Raw genomic sequence first — 22300 nt, forward strand, 5'->3', positions numbered from 1 at the left:
CATGACCGTGATAGTGCGCGATCTGCGCCCCGGAGTGCGGGCCGACCTGGAGGGCTTCGCCCGGGTCCGGCACGCCGCCCTGCCGTACATCCTGTCCACTCCGGAATCGATCGTCCACGCCCTCACCCGGACCCACCCGAGGGCGCGGTTCCGCTCCCTGGTCGCGGAGGAGGACGGCGAGGTCATCGGCACGGCCCAGACCGGGCTGGTCCACGACAGCCCGGAGCCCGGGCAGGGGTTCCTCAACGTCTACGTCCACCCGGACAGGGTCCGGCACGGCGCCGGCGGGCTCCTGGTGCGCACGGCCGAGGAGTACCTGGCGGGCGAGGGGGCGACGAAGCTGTTCGCCTGGGTGCTGGAGGAGCCCGCCCACCTCGCCTTCGCCGAGCGGCACGGCTACGGACGGCGGCGCAGCGCCCACTTCCTCCGGCTGGACCTGGCCGGCGGCACGCTTCCGCCGCCGTGGTCCCCTCCCCCGGGCGTCGAGCTGCGCACCGCGGCCGACTTCGCGGACGATCCGCGTCCGCTGTTCGAGCTGGACGCGGAGGCGGCGGCGGACGAACCGAGCGACGTCGAGGCCGAGCTCACGGACTACGAGGCGTGGCTCGCGGAGACCTGGCGGCATCCGCTGCTGAACCGTGAACTGACCACGGTCGCCGTCCTCGACGGCCGCCCCGTCGCCTTCAGCGTCGCCTTCACGGACGGCCACGGCCGGTACTCCACCGCCATGACCGGCACCGCCCGCGCCCACCGCGGCGAGGGGCTGGCCAAGCTCGTCAAGACCGCCTCCCTGCACCGCGCCCGCGCGGCGGGGTGCACGGAGGCCTTCACGGGCAACGACACCGGCAACGGCCCGATGCTCGCCGTCAACAGGGGCCTCGGGTACGAGGTCTGCGCGACGGAGGTGCGGTATGTCCGTGAACTCGGCTGAAGCACCGGCCCGGGTGGACGTGGTCCTCGTCAAGGCGGGCCGTACGAAGATCCGTTATCCGAGTGAGCTGCTGGACGACGACGGGACCCGCGTCGTGGTCCGCGCACCCTGGGCCGGTGGCGGCGTGCGCGACTTCGGCTTCGTCCGCTTCGAGGCCGGTGACGTGTTCACCGAGTACTACTGGCGCGACCGGTGGTACTCCGTGAAGGAGGTCCGGGCCGGTTCGGGTGTGCTGAAGGGCTGGTACTGCGACATCACCCGCCCCGCCGTGCTCACGGGCGCGGAACTGGTCGTCGAGGACCTCGACCTGGACCTGTGGCGCTCCGCGGACGGCACGGACGTACGACGGCTGGACGAGGACGAGTTCGCCGAGAGCGGTCTGGCGCAGCGGGACCCGGAGGCCGCCGGTGCCGCCGTGGCCGCGCTGGACGAGCTGGAGCGGCTGGCCCGCGGGGACGGTTTCACGGACCTGCTGACGTAGGCACCGGCCGTTTCACGGACCTGCCGGCGCAGGCACCGGCCGGCTCACGGGCCCGCCGGTGGCGGCGTCGGGGGCGGTCCGGGCAGCGCGACCACCGCGTACCGCTCGTCGTCGACCTCCTTGCCCCACAACGACGGATCGTCGGACAGCCGTTCCACGCGGATCCGCCCGCCGAGCGGGGCGAGGAGACCGGTGAGCCGGTCGGCGGGTATGCCGACCGGGGCGACGCTCCCCCACACGCCCTCGACGAGGACCAGCCGGCCTCCCGGCCGCAACAGTCCCCGCCAGTGCGCCAGGACGCGGCCGGGATCGGGCAGCGTCCACAGCACGTGCCGGACCAGGACGGCGTCGAAGCGCCGCTCGCCCACCGGCGGTGCCCCCGCGTCGCCGGTCAGGAACGCGGCGTCACGGCCGGCGAGTTTGGTCCGGGCCAGCTCCACCATGGCCGGGGACAGGTCGACGCCGGTCACCCGGTGTCCCTGCTCGGCCGCGAGGAGCGACAGGCTGCCGGTGCCGCAGCCCAGGTCGAGGACGTCACCGGGCCGGGCGGGCAGCCAGGACCGCAGCCGGTCGGCCCAGGCCCGGCGCACGCCGGGGTCGCGCAGCCCGTGGTCGGGTTCCTCGTCGAAGGCCGCGGCCCCGGCGTCCCAGTCGATGCCCACCGTGGTCGTCCCGTCACTGTCGTCCGTCATGGCCCAAGAGTGACATCCACCACTGACAGCGATGCATCGATGAGGAACTCTCGGGGAAAGGGTCTACCTCCGTGAGAACGCGGAACCCGGTGGATCCGTGAGGAGGCAGCCATGCGCCGTCTGACCGTGCAGAAGCCCCTGAAGAAGACCGACGCCCGCCGAGTCCGTGAGGAGGCCGACGAGCGCCCCGCCGGGCGCCCGGAGGTCCGCAAGGACATCGCCCGCACCTGGTGGCCGGACAACTGACCGGGACGCCCTGCCGTGAGACGCGTCAGAGCAGTCGCCTGCGGTAGTGGACGCGGTCGTAGGGACCGTCCACCCGGCGCTCCACGACCTCGTAGCCGTACTTCGGGTAGATCCGCTGGTTCTCCCACATCAGCGCGTTCGTGTAGAGCCTGATTTCGGGCAGGTCCAGGGCACGCGCGTGTGCGTCCACGAACCGCAGCAGCCGTCGTCCCACGCCCGTGCCGTGCGCGTCGGGGTGGACGGCGATGCTGTCGAGGAAGAGGTGGTCCTCGAACACCTCCAGCACCACGAGGCCCACGACGGGTTCGCCCGTGACGAACACCCTTCCCGCGGCCACGTCCGCCGCGTGGTCCGCCTCCATGGGCTGCGGCACCACCCCGATGCGCTCGATGTAGGGGCGGTACGCCGCGTCGGTGACGGCTCCGACCGCGGGCACGTCGGCCGCGGTCGCCGCTCTGGTCTCCTCGTTCGTCATACGGCGAACGGTAGGTACCTGAGCACAGTCTGAGCACTCCCTTAACGCGACCATAAGGATCGCCGGATCCCGCTTCCGGCAGGGAATTCCACGGTTTCCAGGGGCTAGCTTGCTGATCACCCCACGGGTTCCGGCCCATGTCCCAGTGACCGTTTCGAGGAGTTCCCATGCCCGCGTCCCGCAGGGTCGCCGCCGTCGTCGCCGGCCTCGCCCCGCTCGCCCTGACCGCGCTGGCCGCCGCGCCCGCGTCGGCGCACGGCTCGATGGGCGACCCGGTCAGCCGGGTGTCGCAGTGCTACGCCGAGGGTCCCGAGAGCCCGGAGTCGGCCGCGTGCAGGGCCGCGGTCGCGGCCGGCGGCACCCAGGCGCTCTACGACTGGAACGGCATCCGCATCGGCGACGCCGGCGGACGGCACCGGGAGCTGATCCCGGACGGCAGGCTGTGCAGCGCGAACAGCGAGGAGTTCAAGGGCCTCGACCTGGCCCGCGCCGACTGGCCCGCGACCGGCGTGAGCAGCGGCTCGTACACCTTCAAGTACCGTGTGACCGCCCCGCACAAGGGCACCTTCAAGGTCTACATCACCAAGCCCGGCTACGATCCCGCGAAGCCGCTGGGCTGGAGCGACCTGGATCTGTCCGCCCCGGTGGCGACGGTCACCGACCCGGTGGCCTCGGGCGGCTACTACACGTTCTCCGGCACCCTGCCCGAGCGCACCGGCAAGCACCTGCTGTACGCGGTCTGGCAGCGTTCGGACAGCCCGGAGGCGTTCTACTCCTGCTCGGACGTGTCCTTCGGCGGTGACGGCGGCGGCAGCGGCGACGCGGAGGGCGGCGCCGCCCCGGCGCCGTCGGCCTCCGCACCGTCCGAGGAGCAGATCGCGGCGGCGGCCGACAGGTCGACGATCGAGCACCACGGGCACGGCGACCAGGACTCCGCGACGACGACGGACCCGACCGATCCGGCCACGCCGACAGCCGCGCCGACGGCCGGGGCGGCTCCGGCGGAGACCCCGGGGGCCGCGGCGGCCGGTGACCCCAATGAGGTCCGGGCCGCCGGTGCCGGCACCGGGAACCTCGCCGAGACCGGCGGCGACGGCAGCACCTCGTACCTCGCCGTCGGCGGTGCCGCCGTACTGGCGCTCGGTGCGGCGGTGCTCTTCGCGTCGGTCCGCCGGCGGGCGCCGGGCGGCGGCCGGCACGGTCGCTGACCGGGGACCACGGGGGAACGCGGGGCTTGTCCGGCGGCTCGGGCCGGACAAGCCCCGCGTGGTGTGCCGGTGCCGGTGCCGGGGTCAGCCGAAGACCGAGGCGCAGGTGGTGGGGGTGGCGTGCGCCGGGTCGAGCGCGTTGGCCACCTCGTGGAAGGCGATCCGGTCGAGCAGTCCGATCGCCAGGTGCTCGGACAGGTCGAGCGGGCACAGGTCCTGCAGCAGGACGTTGCGCACGCCGGGCCCGCTCAGGTACTGGCTGCGGTACGGCGTGACCACCTCGTCGTACCGGGTGGCGAGGACGGTGTAGCGGACGCCGGGCACGGTGTCGCCGCCCTCGTTGAGCCTGGTGAGGAGGTCGGAGCCGGCGATCTGGTCGGCGAGGGCCGGGGTGTGCTCGTTCAGCAGGTCCTCGGCGCCGGGGAAGTACGGCAGCAGGTGCGTGAGGCCGGACAGGGTGGTGCCGTGGTTGCTGGGCGCGATGCCGACGAGGGCGTTCACCTTGCCGGCCCCGCCGAGGAACTTCAGGTAGTAGCGGGGCATCATGCCGCCCTGCGAGTGGCCGACGATGTCGGCCTTCGCGGCGCCGGTCGCGGCGAGCACCCTGTCGACGTGGGCGGAGAGCTGTTCGGCCGACCTCTCGACCGGCCCGAGGCCGTGGAAGAACGGGACGCCGGGCAGTTGTCCGTAGTCGAGGGAGAAGACGCAGTAGCCGCGGTGCGTCAGGTAGGGCGCGAGGCCCAGCCAGTTGTCGACGGAGTTCCCGAGGGTGCCGTGGACCAGGACGACGGGGCGGGGGTGGGCGGCGGACGGCTTGCAGGCGTAGTCGTTCCAGCCGGTGCCGGGACGCGCGTCGGCGGCGTGGACGGTGGTGGCGGGGACCAGGGCGGCCGCGGCGGTCAGCAGCAGCGCGGCCAGGGGTCTGAGCACTCGCTTCCAGGGCAGCATCGGGTGATCTCCTTGCGGACCGAGGGAGGTGCGACGGCATGACGCCCTGTGATCCGGATCACGGGATGCTGTTCACTCGTCAAGTTACGGGCGAGTAGCTCACGTGTGAAGTGACGCGTCGGCAAAAACTTCCAGTGGTAACCGACGTGGGCCGGTCCGCAGGTGAGGGAGGGTCACCAGGTGGGCCGCACGGGCCCCTCGGACGCGACGCGGGCCACGAGGCCGTACAGCGCGTGGACCCCGTCCTCGCCGATCACGTCCCCCCACCCGCGCACGGCCTCGGCCGCCGCCTCCTCGGCGGCCCGCGTGCACGCCCACCCCCGCTCGGTCAGCACGACCAGCCGGGCCCGCGCGTCGACGGGGTGCGGCCGGCGTTCGGCGTACCCCTTGCGGACGAGCTCGTCGACGAGCTGACTGGCGGCCTGCTTGGTCACACCGAGGTGCGCGGCGAGGTCGGTGGCCGTCGCACCGTCCGGGGCGAGCCGGGCGAAGGCGAAGCCGTGGGCGGGCCTCAGCCCTTCGAAGCCGCGGGCGACGACGCCCTCGTGGATGCGCTGCGTGAGCCCGCCGGCGGCGGCGAGCAGGGCGACGGACAGGGCCATGGCGTCGGAGTTCTGCACGGGGGCATTGAAACACCCTTGACGAATTGGTCAAGCAGATTGACCATGAGGGCGACAGGGAAAGTCAAGCCGCTTGACTACTTGATGCGAGGAGTCCGCCATGCCCGTCGTCCGCTCGTCCGAGGGCGTCACCCACGAGATCCACGGCGTCCGCTTCGTCTCGTACGCCGCATCCCGCACCGGCAGCAGGGAACTGTGCGCCTGGCGGGTCGAGATCCCCGCGGGGACGCGGGCGCCCGCGCACACCGTCGGCCGGGAGGAGATCTTCCACCTGCTCACCGGGGAGCTGCTGATCACCCTCGACGGCCGCACCGAGCGCGTCACCGCGGGCGACACCGTGATCGTCAACCCGGGCGCGACCCTCGCCGTGGAGAACCCCACCGACCGGACCGCGACGTCCTGGGTGACGACCTCCGTCGGCCTGGTGGCCGAGCTCGCCGACGGCACCCGGATCACTCCCCCGTGGGCCGACTGACCCGCGGGCGCCCCGGACCGCCGGCGACCCCGGCCTCGCCGCGCGCCGTCCCGCACGGGCGGGCGGCATCCGTTCAGCCCCTCCCCGCCTGCACCGGCACCCGTACGCCCCGACCGTGGGAGCATGGCGCACACCTCGGGCACCGACACGCGAACCCGCTCCTTCCTCGACGAGGCCAAGGACGCCGTCACCCCGCGGGCCACCGCGCTCGTCCTCGGCGTGCTCGCGCTCCAGCTGCTGTTCATCGCCTCCTACGTGGGAGCGCTGCACGATCCGAAGCCGAAGGACGTGCCCTTCGGCGTGGTCGCGCCCGGGGCGGCCGCCGGACGGACGGTGGACCGGCTGGAGCGGCTGCCCGGTTCGCCGCTGGACCCGCGCACGGTGGCCGACGAGGCGGGCGCCCGGCGGCAGATCATGAACCGGGACATCGACGGTGCCCTGATCGTGGACCCCCGGGGCAGCCGGGACACCCTGCTGGTCGCCTCCGGCGGCGGCACCGTCCTCGCCACCACCCTGGAGGGCATCACCACGAAGCTCGAGGAGGCCGAGGGACGCACCGTACGGACCGTCGACATCGCCCCGGCCTCCGCCCACGACTTCGACGGACTGTCGTCCTTCTACCTGGTCGTGGGCTGGTGCGTCGGCGGTTACCTGTGCGCCTCGATCCTGGCGATCAGCAGCGGCGCCCGGCCGGCCGATCCGCGCCGCGCGGCGATCCGGCTGATCGTGATGGCGCTGGTGTCGATCGTCGGCGGACTGGGCGGCGCGGTGATCGTCGGGCCGATCCTGGGCGCCCTGCCCGGCAGCGTGGTGGACCTGTGGGGGCTCGGCGCGCTGATCACCTTCTCGGTGGGCGCCGCCACGCTCGCCCTCCAGGGCGTCTTCGGGATCGTCGGCATCGGGCTGGCGATCCTGCTGGTGGTGGTCGCGGGCAACCCGAGCGCGGGCGGCGCCTTCCCGCTGCCGCTGCTGCCGCCGTTCTGGAGGGCGATCGGGCCGGCGCTCCCGCCGGGCGCCGGGACGTGGGCGGCCCGTTCGATCGCCTACTTCGAGGGCAACGCCGAGACCGCCTCCCTGCTGGTGCTGTGGGCCTGGGCGGTCGCGGGGACCGTGATCACGTTGCTGGCGGCCGTGCTGCGCCGCCGACGGCAGGAGGCGGAGCTGCCCACGCAGGTCGGCTGACCCGCGCGGCCGGACGGGACGTCCGCGGGCATGCGGACGTCCCGCCCCTCGCGCGCGGGGCGGGACTCCACAGGTGCGTGTGCTCAGCCGATCTGCGTGCCGGTGGCCGACAGGGCCTCCGTCACCGGCTGGAAGAAGGTCTGCCCGCCCGCGGTGCAGTCGCCGCTGCCGCCGGAGGTGAGGCCGATGGCCTTGTCGCCGGAGAAGAGCGAGCCGCCGCTGTCGCCGGGCTCGGCGCAGACGTCGGTCTGGATCAGGCCGTTGACGATGTCGCCGTTGCCGTAGTTCACGGTGGCGTCCAGGCCGGTGACCGTCCCGTCGTGCACCTGGGTGGTGGAACCGCTGCGGGTCACCTTCATGCCGACGGTGGCCTCGGCGGCGCCCGAGATGGCCTGCGAGGACCCGTCGTAGAGGTTCACCTCGCTCGGGTGGGCCACGTCGGCGGTGTACTTGACCAGGCCGTAGTCGTTGTCCGGGAAGCTGGACGCCTCGTTCTGGCCGATCACCGTGCCGGAGGAGTCCGACCAGCTGGAGATGGACTCGGTGCAGTGCCCGGCGGTGAGGAAGTACGGCTCGCCGCCCTTGGTCACGTTGAAGCCGAGCGAGCAGCGCCCGCCGCCTCCGGTGATGGCGTCGCCGCCCGCGACGAAGGGCTTGTACTCACCCTTGGTCCGCCTCAGTTCGGCCTTGGCGCCCAGCCCGTCGACCACCTCGGTCAGCTTGGCCCACTCGGCCGCGGAGACCGTGCGGTCTGCGGTGACGACGACCTTGTTGGTGGTCGGGTCGGTCGCCCAGGACGTGCCCGGGACGGCCGCGTCCTTCGCGAGGGTGGTGCGCGCGCTCTTCAGCTCGGCGAGCGAGTTCTCGACGATTCTCGCCTTGGCGCCGGCCTCCTCGACGGTCTGCGCGGCGGCCTCGTCGAGCACGTTGACGACGAGGCTCTTCGCCCGGGCGTCGTAGTACGTGCCCGCCGCGTCGGCGCCGAGGTCGCCGAGCAGCGCGGAGGCGAGCTTCCCGGCCGCCGTGACCGACAGGGTCTTCGGCGCGGAGGCCTCCGGGGACTCGCTGGCGTTCGCGCTCTGGAAGGTGACTCCCGCGGCGACCAGTGCGGTGATGCCCGCACCTGCCACGGCTGCCCGCCGCCTGGGTATGCGTCGGTGCTTCAACTCGCGTCCTCCTGTGGGGGGGCGGCCCGGAGGTTGTGGGGACCTCGTAGGCCGGAAGGCTGGTTGACGAGCGTTCACTCTTCCGACTCCACAGACCGCACACAAGGTCGACTCAAGGACGTGCGCACGACAACTCCAGCGCGGTCACAGGTCCTTCACCGGTCATGTCCCTTCCCGGAGGATTCGCGGAGCGGAATCGCACCGCGAACACCACGGCGGGCGGCCGGGCAAGGGGGAGCCCCCGCACGCGGGCTGCGTGCGGGGGCTCGTCGTGCTGCCGGCTGCGTTGCGGGACGGCCTCAGTAGACGCTGACGCCGTAGGCGCTCAGGGCCTCCGTGACCGGCTGGAAGAACGTCGTGCCGCCGGAGGAGCAGTCGCCGCTGCCGCCGGAGGTCAGGCCGTACGCGACGCCGTTGCTGCCGTAGAGCGGACCGCCGGAGTCGCCGGGCTCGGCGCAGACCGTGGTCTGGATCAGCCCGGAGACGATGTCGCCGCCGCCGTAGTTGACGGTGGCGTTCAGCGCGGTGACCCGGCCGCTGTGGGTGCCGCTGGTGGAGCCGTCACGGATGACGGTGGTGCCCACGCTCGGGGTGGCCGCGCGGGTGATGTCCACGCCGTTCGCGGTACCGGGCTTGCTGACGGACGTGTTGGTGTACCGCACGATGCCGTAGTCGTTGCCCGGGAAGCTGGAGCCGGCGGTCGTGCCGAGGACCGTGCTGTGCCCGGAGTTCGACCACCAGGTGCCGGCACCGTCGGTGCAGTGGCCGGCGGTCAGGAAGTACTCGGTCCCGTTGCTCGCACGGACGTTGAAGCCGAGGGAGCAGCGCCAGCTGCTCGCGTAGATGGCGTCACCGCCCTGGATGAGCTTGTTGAACGTGCCGGGGGTGCGCTTGATCGTGAGGGCGCCGGCCTTGTCGCCGGCCTGTTCCTTGATCTTCGCGATCTCGGCCTGGGTGACCGTGCTGTCGACGGTGACGAGCACCCGGCCGGACTTGCCGTCGACGGCCCAGGCGGTACCGGGGACGTCGGCCTGGAGCACGGCACCGCTGGCGCTCCGCAGCTCCGCGCCGCTGAAGGTGGCGGGGGCGCTGTCGGACGCGTTCGCGCTGGGGACCGCGATCGCTGCCGCGGCCACGAGGCCGGTGGATACGGCGATCAGCCGGGTCCGTCTCGAGATGCCGCTGCGGGGGTTGGTGCGCTTGATCCTCACTTTTCGTTCCTCCACGGGGGAAGTCGGGGGCCCTCTCGTGGGGTTGGGGCCCGTGAGGCGCAGTCAGGGAACGGGCGTCCGGGTCCCGGACACGCCGTGCTCCTGACAAGCGCTGAGGTTGGAGTATTCGGCCGAACGGCCGGTCGGCGCAAGAGTGCCTTTCGGCCTTCAACCACCGCCCGGCCGTCTCCGCCAACCCCCGTGGGACGTCAACGCAGTTCACGCTCCCCCGCCTCGATCCCGGCCGCCGGCGTGTTCCCCGGCGGCGGGAAGGGGCAGATGAAGTGGTCGGCGAACGCGCACGGCGGCAGCAGGGCACGGTTGAAGTCGACCGTCGTACGCCCCTCGGCGTCCGGTGCGCCGGGGCGCAGGAACCGGAAGCGGTGACTGGTGCTCCCACTGGTGGCGTCCGCGAACACGGCCCACAGCGAACCGTCCTCCTCCACGGTCACCTGGAGCGTGTGGTCCCGGCCGTCCAGCGTGAAGGCCAGTTCCCCGCCGAGGCCGAGCCCGCGCTCCCGTCCGTCCGCGTTCGGCACCCGCACGCTGCGCCGCCCGGTGTCGTACGGCGTGAAGCGTCCCGGCACCGACCGGCGCGGATCGTAGGGCGTGGCCACGATGCCGCGGAACGCGCGCCGCGCCCCGGCGGCCGGGTCGAAGTCGCGCACGCCCCAGGCGCCCTCACGGAGCAGGACGACCAGGCGCCGTTCGCCGTACGCCACCCGGGCCGCGCTCGCCGGGCCCGGGTCGGCCGCCAGCCGCACCTCGCCGTCCAGGGGCCGGCCGTCCACGATCAACCCGTCCGCCCCGGCGGCCGTCAGCACCACGGCGTCGTCGTCCGCCGCCCAGGTGCCCGGGATGCCCGGCAGCCGCCCGTCCGGACGGTCCTCCAGCCAGTACGTGCCGGTCAGCGCGAGCGGCCCGTAGGGCGCCGACACCGTCGCCACGCGCTGCTCGTGCCAGCGCTCCCACTCGTCGGATGCGTCCGTCGTCATGCGGTCGCCCTTCCCCACCGGTCCGGGGCGATCACCGGGTCCGAGGTCTCGCCCCCGAACCGGGGGACCGACGGCCGGCCGACGGTCCCTCAGCAGTCGCACCCACAGTCACAGCCGCTGCAGCAGCACCCGTCGTCACCGCAGCAGTCACTGCAGTTGCTGCAGCACTCACAGCAGTCGCAGCAGTCGTCGCAGCTCTGGCACAGCCCTTCCCTGCGCTGCCTGGTCCAGGGGTCCTCGAACGTGCCGCAGCACATCTGGCACGTGCAGGCCAGCCCCAGCCACACGGCACACCCCGCGAGCAGCCCCCGCCGGTCGCGGCGCGGCGGCTCCGGGGGCGTCGGCGCGCCGGGGCCGCCCGGGGCACCGGGCGGGGCGTACGGGTGGCTGCCGTGCGCGCAGGAGGGGGTGCCGAAGGCGCGGTCGACGGAGGTGCCCAACTCGTGCACCAGCAGCCGGTGCACCAGCCGGCCGTCGGTGAACTCGGCCTCGCGCAGCGCCAGCCGTATCCCGTGCACGGCGTCGTCGGCCAGCCGGCGTGCCTCCGTGCGCGGGGTGCCGGTGGCGGTGAGCGGGTTCCAGGCGCCCGACGCGGCGTCGGCCTCCTGGTCCTCCACGGCGTCCAGGAGATGGGCGAGCCGACCGAACAGGCGACCCGCCTCGGCGAGCGGCCCGGCGTTGTGCGGCCGTCCGGCGAGGTGGGCGGTGTGGGCGAACGCGGCGGCGGTCGCGGTCTCGGTCGGCTCGGTGACGGTGAGCAGGGGCGTGCCGGGTCCGGCGAGCGCCTCGATGCCGGTCTGCCGGTCCACGGCGTCGACCAGGACGGCGGTGTCGAACCCGACGGCGCCGCCGCCGCGGTGGCCGGCCGCGTCCCAGCCGGCGGCGACCCGGCGGGCGGCGCGGGCCACCGGCCGCCGGGCCAGCAGTCCGTCCCCGTCGGCGACGTGGTCGCGCACCTTCGCCGAGGCCAGGACCAGGGAGACGGCCGCCGCGAGCCGGGCGCCCTCACCGTGCGCGACGGACGCGGTGCGCATCCCGCGCAACGGGCACGGTCCCGCCGTGCGCCGGCCGGCCCCCGCGCCGCCCCGCTCGGCCTGAGCCTCCGTCAACACCGATATGAGCAGCCCGTCATAGTTCGTCACGATCCGCGCGAACTGTCCGTGGTTCTTGCGCAGCGCGAGACACAGCCCGCACAGGTGCGCCATCCACTGACTGGTGAGGTTCTCCCCCAGCCGGTGCCTGCAGGGCCTGACGATTCCGAACACGACACTCCCCCGTGAGTTCGTACGACGCTGAGCTGCGGCATCGTACCGGCAGCCGTGTTCACCCGTCCGCACCCTCCCTCACCCGTCCGCCGGGAAGAATCATATTTCACTCACAGTCAGCATCCGTTTGGGAAACGTCCCTTGGGACACAAGGACTCTCGACGGATCCGCTGTGCACCAGTACCGTCACAAACCCCCCGCGCGGCGTCTATCCACTTGGCGCGACGTCCGCATCATGGATGACCATAGGGATGCGGAAGACACGAAAGACCGCTGTGAGAGGAGGCGTCCATGGGATCGGTACGCAAGGCGAGTGCGTGGCTCGGCCTCGTCGACGACAACGATGACGAGCGCTACTACGACGACGACTACTCCGAGGGCACGGAGTCCCCGGACGCCTGGGTCACGGACCCGCGGGTGAAGGTGGCCTCGGACGTCGCCGAGGAGAAGGGCCGCCGGATCGGCACGGTCACCCCGGACAGCTTCCGGGACGCCCGCGCCATCGGCGAACTGTTCCGGGAGGGTGTCCCGGTCATCATGAACCTGACGGCGATGGAGGCCGCCGACGCCAAGCGCGTCGTGGACTTCGCGGCCGGGCTGATCTTCGGCCTGCGGGGTTCGATCGAGCGGGTGTCCACCCGGGTGTTCCTGCTGAGCCCGGCCGACACCCAGGTGATCAGCGGCGACCCGGCCGCGCACCGGTCGGACGGCTTCTTCAACCAGAGCTGAGGCGGGGCCGCGCACCACGGCCCCGCCCGCCCGAGCCTCACCGGAAGGCGTCGAGTCCGGTGAGCGCCTTGCCCAGCACCAGCTGGTGCATCTCGACGGTGCCCTCGTAGGTGAGCACCGATTCCAGGTTCGTCGCGTGCCGCATCACGGGGTACTCGAGGGAGATCCCGTTGGCACCGAGGATCGTGCGGGCCGTACGGCAGATGTCGATGGCCTCGCGTACGTTGTTGAGCTTGCCGAAGCTGACCTGCTCGGGACGCAGGCGGCCGGCGTCCATGCGCCGCCCGAGGTGGTGGGCGAGCAGGATCCCCTTGTGCAGTTCGACCGCCATGTCGGCGAGCTTGGCCTGGGTCAGCTGGAAACCGCCGATGGGCCGCCCGAACTGCTCCCGCGACGTCGCGTACTCCAGGGCCGCCTCGAAGGAACTGCGGGCCGCGCCCATCGCGCCCCAGACGATGCCGTAGCGGGCGTGGGAGAGACAGCTGAGCGGTCCGCGCAGACCGGTCACCTCCGGCAGCACGGCGTCGGCGGGCAGCCGTACGCCGTCGAGGACGAGCTCGCTGGTGACGCTGGCCCGCAGGGACCACTTGTGCTTGATCTCGGGGGCGGAGAAACCGGGGCTGTCGGTCGGCACGACGAAGCCGCGGATGCCCTCCTCGGTCTGCGCCCAGACGACGGCGACCCCGGCCACCGACCCGTTGGTGATCCACATCTTGCGGCCGTCGAGCACCCAGTCGCCCCCGGCGTCGCGCTTGGCGCGGGTGCGCATGTTCGCGGGGTCGGAGCCGTGGTCGGGCTCGGTCAGCCCGAAGCAGCCGATCACCTCGCCGGCGGCCATGCGCGGCAGCCAGGTCCGCTTCTGCTCCTCGCTGCCGAAGCGGTGGATGGCGTACATGGCCAGGGAGCCCTGCACGGAGACCAGCGAGCGGATGCCGGAGTCGGCCGCCTCCAGCTCGAGACAGGCCAGCCCGTACTGCACGGCGGTCGCGCCGGCGCAGCCGTAGCCCTCCAGCGACATGCCGAGCGCGCCGATGGAGCCGAGCTCGCGGGCGAGGTCCCGGACGCCGGGCAGCTCGCCCTTCTCGTACCACTCCGCGACGTGCGGCAGCACGCGGTCGGCCGCCCAGCCCCGCACGGTGTCCCGGATCGCCAGGTCCTCCGGCTCCAGCAGGTCGTCGATGCCGAGGGGGTCGGCGGGGTCGAACGCGGGCAGCTTGGGGGACGAGGCCATGGGACACCCTCCGGGACGAGTGAAAACTAGCGATGCTAGTTACGGTTCTCATGCCGACGTTACGATGCGGGGCCGCCCGCGTCCACCATCCCCGTCCCCCGCCCGCGCGCCACCCGTCCGCCGTCGGCCGAAGGGCGGACGGGCGGTGCGTGGGAGACCCCGGCGGTCACACCGAGACGCGCGACTCCGCCGCGTCCCGGGGCGCGGGCACCGCCACCGCCTCGCCGTCCTCCTCGCACTGCATCACCCGCGGCAGCCGCAACGCCATCACCGCTCCCAGCAGCAGCAGCCCCGCACTCACCACCAGCGTCACGTGCAGCCCGTGCACGAACGCGTCGCCCGCAGCCCGCCGCAGGGCACCCCCCGCGGGCCCCCCGAGCTGCGCGGCGACCTCGTAGGCCTCCCCCAGCGAATGCCCCGCCGCCGCCGACGCCGACGCCGGCACCCCCGGCACCCCGCCCGTCAGCCCGGGCGCGTACGCCGCGTTCATCACGCTGCCCAGCAGCGCTATCCCGATCCCGGCGCCCAGCTGGTACGACGTCTCGCCGATCGCCGCCGCCCCGCCGGACTGCTCCTGCGGCGCCTCGCTCAGCATCGACTCGTACGCTCCGAACAGCGTCGTCTCCAGGCCGAAGCCGAGCAGGACGAACCCGGACAGCAGCAGCGCGCGGTCGTCCGCCCGGCCCATCGCCGTCAGCAGCAGCACCGCCACCGCCGTCAGACAGAACCCGGCGCACACCATCCGGCGCGGCCCGAACCGCCGCAGCAGGCGGGCACCCGCGAGGCCCGCCGCCATCGCCGCGAAGGTCAGCGGCAGCAGCCGCAGTCCGGTCTGGAGCGGTGACAGCCCGAGCACCAGCTGCAGGTACTGTGCCGCGACCAGCTCCAGCCCCACCAGTGCCAGCATGGCCAGCACGATGCAGCCCACCGACGTGCTGAACGCGGGCCGCCGGAACATCCGCAGGTCCACCAGCGGATGCGTCCGGCGCCGCTGTCTCCGCACGAAGCCGGCCAGCAGGGCCGCGCCCGCCACCAGCGGCAGCACGGTGAACGCGCTCGCCGGCGGCTCACCGGCGCCGAGCCGCTTCACGCCCAGGACGACCCCGAACAGCCCGGCCGCCGCCATCAGCGCGCCGACGACGTCCCAGGGACCGGTGCCGTCGCCCTTCGAGGCGGGCAGCAGCAGCCGTCCCACCGGCAGGCTGACCAGCATCAGCGGGATGTTGACGAGGAACACCGAGCCCCACCAGAAGTGCTCCAGCAGGAAACCGCCGAGCAGCGGCCCGATCGCCGCGCCCACGGCGGCGACGGCGCTCCAGATGCCGATGGCCAGCGCCCGCTCCCGCCGGTCGGGGAAGACCTGGCGCAGGATCGACAGCGTCGCCGGCATGATCATCGCCCCGCCCGCGCCGAGCAGCGCGCGGGCCGCGATCAGGACCTGGGCGTTCTCGGCGAGGGCCGCCAGCGCGGAGGCGATACCGAAGAGCGCGTACCCGAGGAGCAGGATCCGTCTGCGGCCGACCCGGTCGCCCAGCGTGCCGAAGAGGATCAGCAGCGAGGCGCAGACGAGGGGGTACACGTCGACGATCCAGAGCAGTTCGATCGCGCCGGGCCTCAGGTCCTCCGTGACGGCGGGGACCGCCACGTGCAGGACGGTGGCGTCGACGGCGACGAGCAGCAGGCTGACGCAGAGGACGACGAGGACCACCCAGCGGTTGGCACCGGCCCCGGCCGCCCGGCGGCGCAGCACGGCGGCAGCCGTGGTCGTCCCGGACATGCACGTACCTCCAAGATGTTCCCTCGCGTCCGGCGGGCCGCGCGGGGTGGGGACTCCCCTGCGGCTCGGCCGGAGAGGAGCGGGGGCTCCGGGCCGTGCAACGGAACGCGAGTGACTCGCCAGCGTACGCCAGTCCGCCACGCACCCCCGTGGCCGGGCTCACACATCCCGCGTGACCTGTGTGGCGTGCGCCACCGCCCCTGCCGGGCCGTCCCGCCCGGCCGGTCGCCCCGCGGATAATCGGGCCCGTGACCGATCTTGAAACGCGTGCGGCGGCGGACCGCCCCGGTGCCCTGCGCCGGGCCGCACCGGCGCTCCTCGGCTACGCGGCCGTCCGCGCCCTGGGCCTGGCCGCCCTGGCCCTGTGGAGCGCCGCGCGCGACAAGAGCGCGTACACCCTGCTGACCGCCCGCTGGGACTCCCTCTGGTACACCAGGGTCGCCGAACTGGGGTACGGCTACGAGGTGCGCCTGCCGAACGGCGACGTGCACTCCAACCTGGCCTTCTTCCCCCTGCTGCCCTGGCTGGAGCGGCTGGGCGCGGCCGCGGGTCCGCTGTCGTACGCCGACGCGGGGTTCGCGGTGAGTCTGCTGGCCTCGCTCGCGGCGGCCTGGGGGATCTTCGCGGTGGCGGAGCACGCGTACGGCCGGGACGGGGAGGGCGCGGGGCGCGGCCTCGGAAGGGCGGTGCCGGGAGACGGGCGGGTCGGGACGTGGGCGGTACTGCTGTGGGCCGTGCTGCCGGTGGGGATCGTGCAGTCGATGGCGTACAGCGAGTCGCTGTTCACGGCGCTCGCCGCCTGGTCGCTGTACGCCGTGCTGACGGGACGCTGGGTGGCGGCGGGGACGCTGGCCGCGCTGGCCGGGCTGACCCGGCCGGTGGGACTCGCGGTGGCGGCGGCGGTGTGGGCGGCCGCGATCACCGCGTTCGTGCGAAACCGGAGCGGCACCGCCGCGCACGGCGCCCTTTCCGCACCGCGCGCCCCCGGCGGGGGCGCGCGGTGCGCGCTCGGCATGCTGCTCGCGCCCCTGGGCGCCGCCGGCTACGTCCTGTGGGTCGGCCACCGCACCGGCCGGGGCCCGCTCGGCTATCTCGACGTCCAGGCCGGCTGGCGCAACGGCTTCGACGGCGGCGTGGCCTTCGCCCGCTTCGTCGCGGCGAAGTTCACGTCGTTCCCGGCGGCCCTGGCGGGCGTCGGCCTGATCGTCGGGGTCGCCCTGCTGCTGTGGCTGTACGTCGTCTGCGTACGGCAGCGCCAGCCGCTCGCGCTGCTGGTGTACTCGGGGATCGTCACCGCTCTCGCCCTGTGCGCGTCGAGTTACTTCGGCTCGAAGCCCCGGCTGCTGCTGCCCGCCTTCCCCCTCCTGCTGCCACCGGCCCTGGCCCTGGCCCGGCTGCGGACCTCCAGGTCGGTGCTGGTGGTCGCGGGTGTCGCCGTCGCGTCGGCCGGGTACGGCGCGTTCTGGCTGAACGGCTCCGGCCCGCCCTGACCGGCCCCGTCCGCCCCGACCGCCCCCTGCCGCCCCGACCGGCACCGCCCGCCCGGCGAGCGCCGGGAAAATTCCGCACCAGCATTCGGTGAACCCATTGATAAGCACGATAAAACCGCCGACCGGGCCGATCAAAAGAATTGAAGTCCGCAGTCGGCCCCGTTTGTGGATTCCCGGGAAATAGACCACCCGCTGAGAGGAATCCCACATCACATCGTCATCACAAAGCCGTTGATTCGGCGGGGATCACTCCTCACTCGCTGTAACGTCGATTGGGTGCGTACCGAACGGAACCTCACCCGTCTGGACCGGGTGTTCGCGAGACTCGACCGGGAGCCGGAACGGCCGGCCCACCTAGATGTGCCGGAGATGAGCCGGCACCGCATTGCGCTGTTCTCCGGGACCCTCGCGTTCTATATCGCGATCGTATGGGCCGTGCTGATCACCTCGTGGCTGGTCCGGCTCGACTGGCAGGTCATGTTCTTCCGGCCCTACCAGCAGTGGCCGGAGATCCACGCGTTCGTCGACTACTACGTGGTCCTCGGCCAGCGCGGCCCCACCGCGGTGATGGTCGCGGCCTGGCTCGGCTGGCGGTCCTGGCGGCAGCACACCCTGCGGCCGCTGCTCGCGCTCGGCGCCTCCCTGCTGTTGCTGAACGTCACCGTCGGCGCCGCCAAGATCGGCATGGGCCGGCTGGGGCCGCACTACGCGACCACGATCGGCGCGAACGAGATGTGGCGCGGCGGCGATATATTTCCGAGCGGTCACACCGCGAACGCCGTGGTCACCTGGGGCATCCTGGCCTACCTGGCGTCGACGCCGAGGGCGCGGCGCTGGCTGTCGGCCCTGTCGGCGGTCACGTCCCTCGGGGTCGGGATGTCCACCGTCTACCTCGGTACGCACTGGCTCAGCGACGTGCTCCTCGGCTGGGCCGCGGGACTGCTGATCCTGCTGGCGTTGCCGTGGTTCGAGCCGCTGATCGGCCGCACCGAGACCTGGATCCTCGGCCTGCGGGACCGCTGGTCCGCCCGGCACCGCCGTACGGCACCGGCGAAGGAGCCGGTCGCCGCCCCCGTGGTGCTCACGCACCCCGTCACCGGCCGGGAGGGGACTCCGGCGCGCGAACCGGTCGCCGCGTCCCGCCCCCGGGCCCCGGCGTACCTGACCCCGGGGCCGCACACGACCCGCTCGGACCGCACGCCGGTCACCCCGGCGGGCAGCCGCCGTCCGCCGCACGCCGACCGCCACCCGCGCAGCGCGGCCCCGGCGGCTCGACCCCTGTCCGGCGGCTGACGGCACACGGACAGGCGGGGCCGGTACGCACACCCCCTCCCCCGCAGCACGACGGCCCGGCCCTCCGCACAGGAGGGCCGGGCCGTCGGCGTGTGTCAGCCCTTCCAGGCACGGGCCACGCGGCCGTCCTTCACCTCGAAGTTGAGCCGGCCCACGCGGTACTCCATGGTGATGACCGTCCCCGGCTCCAGCGACCGCACCGTCGACCAGCCCCGCTCGCGCGCGAGCCGTTCGGCCGCCCCGGAATCGAGGCCGACGTAGGCGTCCGTACTGTCCTGGGGTTCGGCGGGGGGTGTCGGAATCGGTGCCATGCCACCACGCTATGTCCTGCTCCCCGGGCGGGGAAGCCCCGGACCGTAACACAGGCCACAGAAGCCCCTACGGTCACATTTCTGTCACAGGATCACGGCATGAGTTTTGACTGAACTCCTTCACCCGAACGGATGCTTCCACCCCCCTTCCACGAGCCCTGGAGGACAATTCCGGAGCGCCGCGCCGACCCCTCGAATAAGCGAACGGAAAAAGACGCCGGAGCTCCCCGGGGATTCCGTTCCCTTTCCTTCCGGCAGGCCCGAACGGATGTACGGGGATCGGATATCGGCACAGGAAGCACACTCTTTGCTCACATGTTCCCCGCGCCCGGCCCGGCGAGGACGGACCGGGCCGACGGGCCGCACGGCATCGGCACGGCGGAACCGCCGGGGTCGCTCACACGCCCCCCGAAGCGGTCGGCGAGGACGCGGAGACCGGACGCCGCGGCGCGGTGGGCACGCCGCGCGTCAGCCGGGTGCGAGCACCCGCCACATGCGCCGATTTCCTGATTTGTCGACCTACCGATCCGGTGACTTCCGTCTCCCCGTCCTTCATCAACTTCCCTGTGGAGCACTCCACTTGACGGGAACCGTCCGGCGCCGCGGCCGCCCCGTCCCCGGTGCCGGGCGGCTCGATTCCGTTCGCCGCGGGGCGTGACTCCCGCCGCGGATCGCCCGTTGTCTTCAGCATGAGCCGGGGACCCACCCGGACCACGGGCCGGGAGCCACCCGGCCCAGCCACGTACCGCATCCCGAGGGAGCCACCCGTGCCGCGCATGCTCGACGTCAGCGACGACGTACGCGCCGAGATCGGCGACGAAGAAGCCGACCGCCTGCTCGCCGGGGGCTCCACCCCGGGCAGCTACGACTGCACGTCCTGCCGTACTCCGGGTGACTGCGAGCAGGAGCGCACCAGCACCGTTCTCTTCGTCGGGGACGAGACCGCCGTTCTCGCCTTCGCCCACGCCGGCTGTCTGCCCTCACAGGTCGTCAAGGTCACCGAGGAGCAGCTCCAGGGAGCCGTGAAGTCCATCAACGGCGACCCCGCCCGCTCGCAGCAGCCACAGCCGCAGCAGTCGGAGGCGGCCGCGGGCGAGCAGGCCGTGCTGGGCGTGACCAGCGGGCTCGTCCTGATCGCCGACGAGCTGCACCCCGCCCTCGTGGTCGAGCCGACCGCCCCCATCGTGCGGCCCGGCACCACCGGTACCGGCGACGACTTCCTGCCGCTGCTCATCGAGCAGGGCTTCACGCCGGTCGTCGAGCTGTCCGCCGTCCCCACCGTGCTGCGCGGCTGGTCGGTGCTGCTCGCCATGGGCCAGCTACACGCGGTGCTCCAGCCGGGGACGAACGGCGGCCGGCCGGTGGCCTGGTGGCAGGCGCACCAGCCCCTCCAGGTCACCGACGGCTGGCGCGCGGCGGCCGCCAAGCAGCAGCAGGTGCTGATGTTCGCGGCGCCGGTCGGGACGATCGGCCGACAGCCCCGGGAGGACCTGCTGCGCGAGGCGCTGGACAGAGCGGCGGCACACGGGCAGCTGGTCGCCGCCGCGTTGCCCCTGGCAGGGACCTGATCACCGGCCACGGGTGACCGCCGCCCCGACCGCATCCCTTCCGGCCCGGGGTCGTTTGGACATACGTGCACGCATACGACTCCTTCCACCGCCACGGTGGCCCCTCGGCCACGCCGATCTACGACGCGCTCTACGCCGAGTACGTCAGGTCCTTCCGCTCGCTGCCGGGGGATCGCAGCGGCGAGGAGGAGCTGGAGTTCACCGGGTTCCGGAACCTGTCCCGCGGCCGGGGCTACAGCGCCTACAGCGTGGGCGCCCACAGCACCCGGCTCGGCCAGCAGTCGCCGTGGCAGCGCGTCGGCCAGCTCGGCCCGCACGGCACCGGGACGATGCGTCACGTCCCGGCCGCGCTGCCGCCGGCCCCGCGCCGGGCGCCCGAACACGGGTGAGCGGCGAGAAGGGGGCGGTCCCGGCCGGGACCGCCCCCTTCTCGCTGCTCACCGCTGCTGCTTCGCTACTTCTTCTTCGCGCCGCGCTTCTCGCGCACCCGCACCGAGATGTGGATCGGCGTCCCCTCGAAGCCGAACTCCTCGCGCAGCCGGCGCTCGATGAAGCGCCGGTAGCCCGCCTCGATGAAGCCGGAGGCGAAGAGCACGAACCGCGGGGGCTTGGTGCCCGCCTGCGTGCCGAACAGGATGCGCGGCTGCTTGCCGCCCCGCACCGGGTGCGGGTGGGAGGCGACCAGCTCGCCGAGGAAGGCGTTCAGCCGGCCCGTCGGGACGCGGGTCTCCCAGCCGGCCAGGGCCGTCTCGATCGCCGGGACCAGCTTCTCCATGTGCCGTCCGGTCTGCGCCGAGACGTTCACCCGGGGCGCCCAGGCCACCTGGCCGAGCTCGGTCTCGATCTCCCGCTCCAGGTAGTAGCGGCGCTCCTCGTCGAGGGTGTCCCACTTGTTGTAGGCGACGACGATCGCGCGGCCCGCCTCGACGGCCATGGTGACGATCCGCTGGTCCTGCACCGAGATCGATTCGGAGGCGTCGATGAGGACGACGGCGACCTCCGCCTTCTCGACGGCGGCGGCGGTGCGCAGCGAGGCGTAGTAGTCGGCGCCCTGCTGGAGGTGGACGCGCTTGCGGATGCCCGCCGTGTCGACGAACTTCCAGGTCTTGCCGCCGAGCTCGATCAGCTCGTCGACCGGGTCACGGGTGGTGCCGGCGAGTTCGTTGACGACGACGCGCTCCTCGCCCGCCACCTTGTTCAGCAGCGACGACTTGCCGACGTTGGGCCTGCCGATCAGGGCCACGCGGCGCGGGCCGCCCACGGCGGTGCCGAAGGTCTGCGCCGGGGCCTCGGGGAGGGCCTCCAGGACCTTGTCCAGCATGTCGCCGGTGCCGCGGCCGTGCAGCGCGGAGACCGGGTGGGGCTCGCCCAGGCCCAGCGACCACAGATAGGACGCGTCGGCCTCGCCGCTCGGGCCGTCCACCTTGTTGGCGCACAGCACGACGGGCTTGCCGGCCTTGCGCAGCAGCCGGACGACCGCCTCGTCGGTGTCGGTGGCGCCGACCTTGGCGTCCACGACGAAGACGACCGCGTCGGCGGCCTCGATCGCGTACTCGGCCTGGGCGGCGACGGAGGCGTCGATGCCGAGGACGTCCTGCTCCCAGCCGCCGGTGTCGACGACCTTGAAGCGGCGGCCGGCCCATTCGGCCTCGTAGGTGACGCGGTCGCGGGTGACGCCGGGCTTGTCCTCGACGACCGCCTCACGGCGGCCGATGATGCGGTTCACCAGGGTCGACTTGCCGACATTGGGGCGGCCGACGACGGCGAGGACGGGCAGCGGGCCGTGCCCGGCCTCCTCGATGGCGCCCTCGACCTCCTCCAGGTCGAAGCCCTCTTCCGCGGCGAGCTCCATGAACTGCGCGTATTCGGCGTCGCCAAGCGCCCCGTGGTCGTGCTCCTCGCCCGAACCCTCGGAGTGGATGTCGTCGTTCATGAAGTCCGTACCTCGTTCATCGTGGTGATCGGTGGAACACCCCTGTACCGGATGATCCACTACTCAAGTGTCG

23 protein-coding genes are annotated in these 22300 nt (G+C 73.0%); 11 read left to right on the top strand and 12 right to left on the bottom strand.

Features of this window, described 5'->3' with window-relative positions; genetic code table 11:
* Position 1: 1 nt before the first annotated feature.
* Both JHAT_RS19715 and JHAT_RS19720 read left to right on the top strand, forming a co-directional pair.
* Positions 2-931 carry a GNAT family N-acetyltransferase gene (locus JHAT_RS19715; protein ID WP_077799537.1) on the top strand — a complete coding sequence of 310 codons (930 nt, stop codon included), beginning with the start codon at positions 2-4 and terminating at the stop codon, positions 929-931.
* Positions 912-1412, top strand: coding sequence for a DUF402 domain-containing protein (locus JHAT_RS19720; RefSeq protein WP_077799596.1), 501 nt, complete (start codon positions 912-914; stop codon positions 1410-1412). Before JHAT_RS19715 ends, JHAT_RS19720 begins: the two co-directional genes overlap by 20 nt.
* Before the next feature lie 44 nt (positions 1413-1456).
* On the opposite strand, the gene JHAT_RS19725 is transcribed toward JHAT_RS19720, so the two are convergent.
* Positions 1457-2104, bottom strand: coding sequence for a class I SAM-dependent methyltransferase (locus JHAT_RS19725; protein ID WP_077799538.1), 648 nt, complete (start codon positions 2102-2104; stop codon positions 1457-1459).
* A gap of 111 nt (positions 2105-2215) precedes the next feature.
* Here JHAT_RS19725 and JHAT_RS35750 point away from each other — a divergent pair, with 111 nt between their 5' ends.
* Positions 2216-2350, top strand: coding sequence for a hypothetical protein (locus tag JHAT_RS35750; RefSeq protein WP_077799539.1), 135 nt, complete (start codon positions 2216-2218; stop codon positions 2348-2350).
* A gap of 25 nt (positions 2351-2375) precedes the next feature.
* Here JHAT_RS35750 and JHAT_RS19735 read toward each other — a convergent pair whose 3' ends face one another.
* The gene (locus JHAT_RS19735) at positions 2376-2825 is read right to left on the bottom strand and encodes a GNAT family N-acetyltransferase (RefSeq protein ID WP_077799540.1); all 450 of its coding nucleotides are present in this window, start codon (positions 2823-2825) and stop codon (positions 2376-2378) included.
* A 167-nt stretch (positions 2826-2992) separates the two neighbouring features.
* On the opposite strand from JHAT_RS19735, the gene JHAT_RS19740 reads away from it, so the two are divergent.
* Positions 2993-4033, top strand: coding sequence for a lytic polysaccharide monooxygenase (locus JHAT_RS19740; RefSeq protein WP_077799541.1), 1041 nt, complete (start codon positions 2993-2995; stop codon positions 4031-4033).
* 84 nt (positions 4034-4117) lie between these two features.
* Here JHAT_RS19740 and JHAT_RS19745 read toward each other — a convergent pair whose 3' ends face one another.
* Together JHAT_RS19745 and JHAT_RS19750 are read right to left on the bottom strand one after the other, a co-directional pair.
* Positions 4118-4981: a triacylglycerol lipase gene (locus JHAT_RS19745; protein WP_077799542.1), complete on the bottom strand. Its 864-nt coding sequence runs from the start codon at positions 4979-4981 to the stop codon at positions 4118-4120.
* A gap of 173 nt (positions 4982-5154) precedes the next feature.
* Positions 5155-5601, bottom strand: a complete 447-nt coding sequence (locus JHAT_RS19750) for a MarR family winged helix-turn-helix transcriptional regulator (protein ID WP_077799543.1) — start codon at positions 5599-5601, stop codon at positions 5155-5157.
* Between the two features lie 100 nt (positions 5602-5701).
* Here JHAT_RS19750 and JHAT_RS19755 point away from each other — a divergent pair, with 100 nt between their 5' ends.
* Entirely contained in the window at positions 5702-6076 is a 375-nt protein-coding gene (locus JHAT_RS19755; protein ID WP_077799544.1) for a cupin domain-containing protein, read from the top strand.
* A gap of 123 nt (positions 6077-6199) precedes the next feature.
* Entirely contained in the window at positions 6200-7258 is a 1059-nt protein-coding gene (locus JHAT_RS19760; RefSeq protein WP_077799545.1) for an ABC transporter permease, read from the top strand.
* A gap of 83 nt (positions 7259-7341) precedes the next feature.
* Here the strand turns inward: JHAT_RS19760 and JHAT_RS19765 are convergent, their stop codons facing one another.
* The 4 genes from JHAT_RS19765 to JHAT_RS19780 form a co-directional block, all read right to left on the bottom strand.
* Positions 7342-8424: a S1 family peptidase gene (locus JHAT_RS19765; RefSeq protein WP_077799546.1), complete on the bottom strand. Its 1083-nt coding sequence runs from the start codon at positions 8422-8424 to the stop codon at positions 7342-7344.
* A gap of 299 nt (positions 8425-8723) precedes the next feature.
* Positions 8724-9635 (bottom strand): S1 family peptidase, encoded by a 912-nt coding sequence (locus JHAT_RS19770; protein WP_077799547.1) that lies wholly within the window; start codon positions 9633-9635, stop codon positions 8724-8726.
* Between the two features lie 209 nt (positions 9636-9844).
* Positions 9845-10630 (bottom strand): DUF1684 domain-containing protein, encoded by a 786-nt coding sequence (locus JHAT_RS19775; protein WP_077799548.1) that lies wholly within the window; start codon positions 10628-10630, stop codon positions 9845-9847.
* An 89-nt stretch (positions 10631-10719) separates the two neighbouring features.
* Positions 10720-11895, bottom strand: coding sequence for a DUF5685 family protein (locus JHAT_RS19780; protein WP_077799549.1), 1176 nt, complete (start codon positions 11893-11895; stop codon positions 10720-10722).
* A gap of 291 nt (positions 11896-12186) precedes the next feature.
* Between JHAT_RS19780 and JHAT_RS19785 the strand changes: the two genes are divergently transcribed.
* Positions 12187-12624: a cell division protein SepF gene (locus JHAT_RS19785; protein WP_077799550.1), complete on the top strand. Its 438-nt coding sequence runs from the start codon at positions 12187-12189 to the stop codon at positions 12622-12624.
* Positions 12625-12661: 37 nt separating this feature from the next.
* Here the strand turns inward: JHAT_RS19785 and JHAT_RS19790 are convergent, their stop codons facing one another.
* Positions 12662-13855, bottom strand: a complete 1194-nt coding sequence (locus JHAT_RS19790; RefSeq protein ID WP_077799551.1) for an acyl-CoA dehydrogenase family protein — start codon at positions 13853-13855, stop codon at positions 12662-12664.
* Between the two features lie 166 nt (positions 13856-14021).
* Positions 14022-15632, bottom strand: coding sequence for an MFS transporter (locus JHAT_RS19795; RefSeq protein WP_077799552.1), 1611 nt, complete (start codon positions 15630-15632; stop codon positions 14022-14024).
* A 248-nt stretch (positions 15633-15880) separates the two neighbouring features.
* On the opposite strand from JHAT_RS19795, the gene JHAT_RS19800 reads away from it, so the two are divergent.
* On the top strand, positions 15881-17122 hold the full coding sequence (locus JHAT_RS19800; RefSeq protein WP_077799553.1) for a hypothetical protein: 1242 nt from the start codon (positions 15881-15883) through the stop codon (positions 17120-17122).
* A 276-nt stretch (positions 17123-17398) separates the two neighbouring features.
* Complete coding sequence (locus JHAT_RS19805) at positions 17399-18415, top strand: phosphatase PAP2 family protein (protein ID WP_077799554.1); 1017 nt, start codon at positions 17399-17401, stop codon at positions 18413-18415.
* A 95-nt stretch (positions 18416-18510) separates the two neighbouring features.
* Here JHAT_RS19805 and JHAT_RS19810 read toward each other — a convergent pair whose 3' ends face one another.
* The gene (locus JHAT_RS19810; protein WP_077799555.1) at positions 18511-18726 is read right to left on the bottom strand and encodes an I78 family peptidase inhibitor; all 216 of its coding nucleotides are present in this window, start codon (positions 18724-18726) and stop codon (positions 18511-18513) included.
* 767 nt (positions 18727-19493) lie between these two features.
* On the opposite strand from JHAT_RS19810, the gene JHAT_RS19815 reads away from it, so the two are divergent.
* On the top strand, positions 19494-20294 hold the full coding sequence (locus JHAT_RS19815) for a hypothetical protein (protein ID WP_077799556.1): 801 nt from the start codon (positions 19494-19496) through the stop codon (positions 20292-20294).
* Between the two features lie 65 nt (positions 20295-20359).
* Complete coding sequence (locus JHAT_RS19820; RefSeq protein WP_077799557.1) at positions 20360-20683, top strand: hypothetical protein; 324 nt, start codon at positions 20360-20362, stop codon at positions 20681-20683.
* 65 nt (positions 20684-20748) lie between these two features.
* On the opposite strand, the gene der is transcribed toward JHAT_RS19820, so the two are convergent.
* On the bottom strand, positions 20749-22227 hold the full coding sequence (gene der / locus JHAT_RS19825) for a ribosome biogenesis GTPase Der (protein ID WP_077799558.1): 1479 nt from the start codon (positions 22225-22227) through the stop codon (positions 20749-20751).
* Positions 22228-22300: the final 73 nt, after the last annotated feature.

Origin of the sequence: Streptomyces sp. JHA26, assembly GCF_002005565.1 — a bacterium.
Taxonomy (GTDB): domain Bacteria; phylum Actinomycetota; class Actinomycetes; order Streptomycetales; family Streptomycetaceae; genus Streptomyces.

What these genes read in the sequence shown, in the direction of transcription:
- JHAT_RS19775 (WP_077799548.1), bottom strand. Translation starts at nt 10,630, where the DNA reads ATGACGACGGACGCATCCGACGAGTGGGAGCGCTGGCACGAGCAGCGC.
- JHAT_RS19795 (WP_077799552.1), bottom strand. Translation starts at nt 15,632, where the DNA reads ATGTCCGGGACGACCACGGCTGCCGCCGTGCTGCGCCGCCGGGCGGCC.
- JHAT_RS19715 (WP_077799537.1), top strand. Translation starts at nt 2, where the DNA reads ATGACCGTGATAGTGCGCGATCTGCGCCCCGGAGTGCGGGCCGACCTG.
- JHAT_RS19810 (WP_077799555.1), bottom strand. Translation starts at nt 18,726, where the DNA reads ATGGCACCGATTCCGACACCCCCCGCCGAACCCCAGGACAGTACGGAC.
- JHAT_RS19745 (WP_077799542.1), bottom strand. Translation starts at nt 4,981, where the DNA reads ATGCTGCCCTGGAAGCGAGTGCTCAGACCCCTGGCCGCGCTGCTGCTG.
- JHAT_RS19755 (WP_077799544.1), top strand. Translation starts at nt 5,702, where the DNA reads ATGCCCGTCGTCCGCTCGTCCGAGGGCGTCACCCACGAGATCCACGGC.
- JHAT_RS19785 (WP_077799550.1), top strand. Translation starts at nt 12,187, where the DNA reads ATGGGATCGGTACGCAAGGCGAGTGCGTGGCTCGGCCTCGTCGACGAC.
- JHAT_RS19790 (WP_077799551.1), bottom strand. Translation starts at nt 13,855, where the DNA reads ATGGCCTCGTCCCCCAAGCTGCCCGCGTTCGACCCCGCCGACCCCCTC.
- JHAT_RS19740 (WP_077799541.1), top strand. Translation starts at nt 2,993, where the DNA reads ATGCCCGCGTCCCGCAGGGTCGCCGCCGTCGTCGCCGGCCTCGCCCCG.
- JHAT_RS35750 (WP_077799539.1), top strand. Translation starts at nt 2,216, where the DNA reads ATGCGCCGTCTGACCGTGCAGAAGCCCCTGAAGAAGACCGACGCCCGC.
- JHAT_RS19735 (WP_077799540.1), bottom strand. Translation starts at nt 2,825, where the DNA reads ATGACGAACGAGGAGACCAGAGCGGCGACCGCGGCCGACGTGCCCGCG.
- JHAT_RS19725 (WP_077799538.1), bottom strand. Translation starts at nt 2,104, where the DNA reads ATGACGGACGACAGTGACGGGACGACCACGGTGGGCATCGACTGGGAC.
- der (WP_077799558.1), bottom strand. Translation starts at nt 22,227, where the DNA reads ATGAACGACGACATCCACTCCGAGGGTTCGGGCGAGGAGCACGACCAC.
- JHAT_RS19720 (WP_077799596.1), top strand. Translation starts at nt 912, where the DNA reads ATGTCCGTGAACTCGGCTGAAGCACCGGCCCGGGTGGACGTGGTCCTC.
- JHAT_RS19760 (WP_077799545.1), top strand. Translation starts at nt 6,200, where the DNA reads ATGGCGCACACCTCGGGCACCGACACGCGAACCCGCTCCTTCCTCGAC.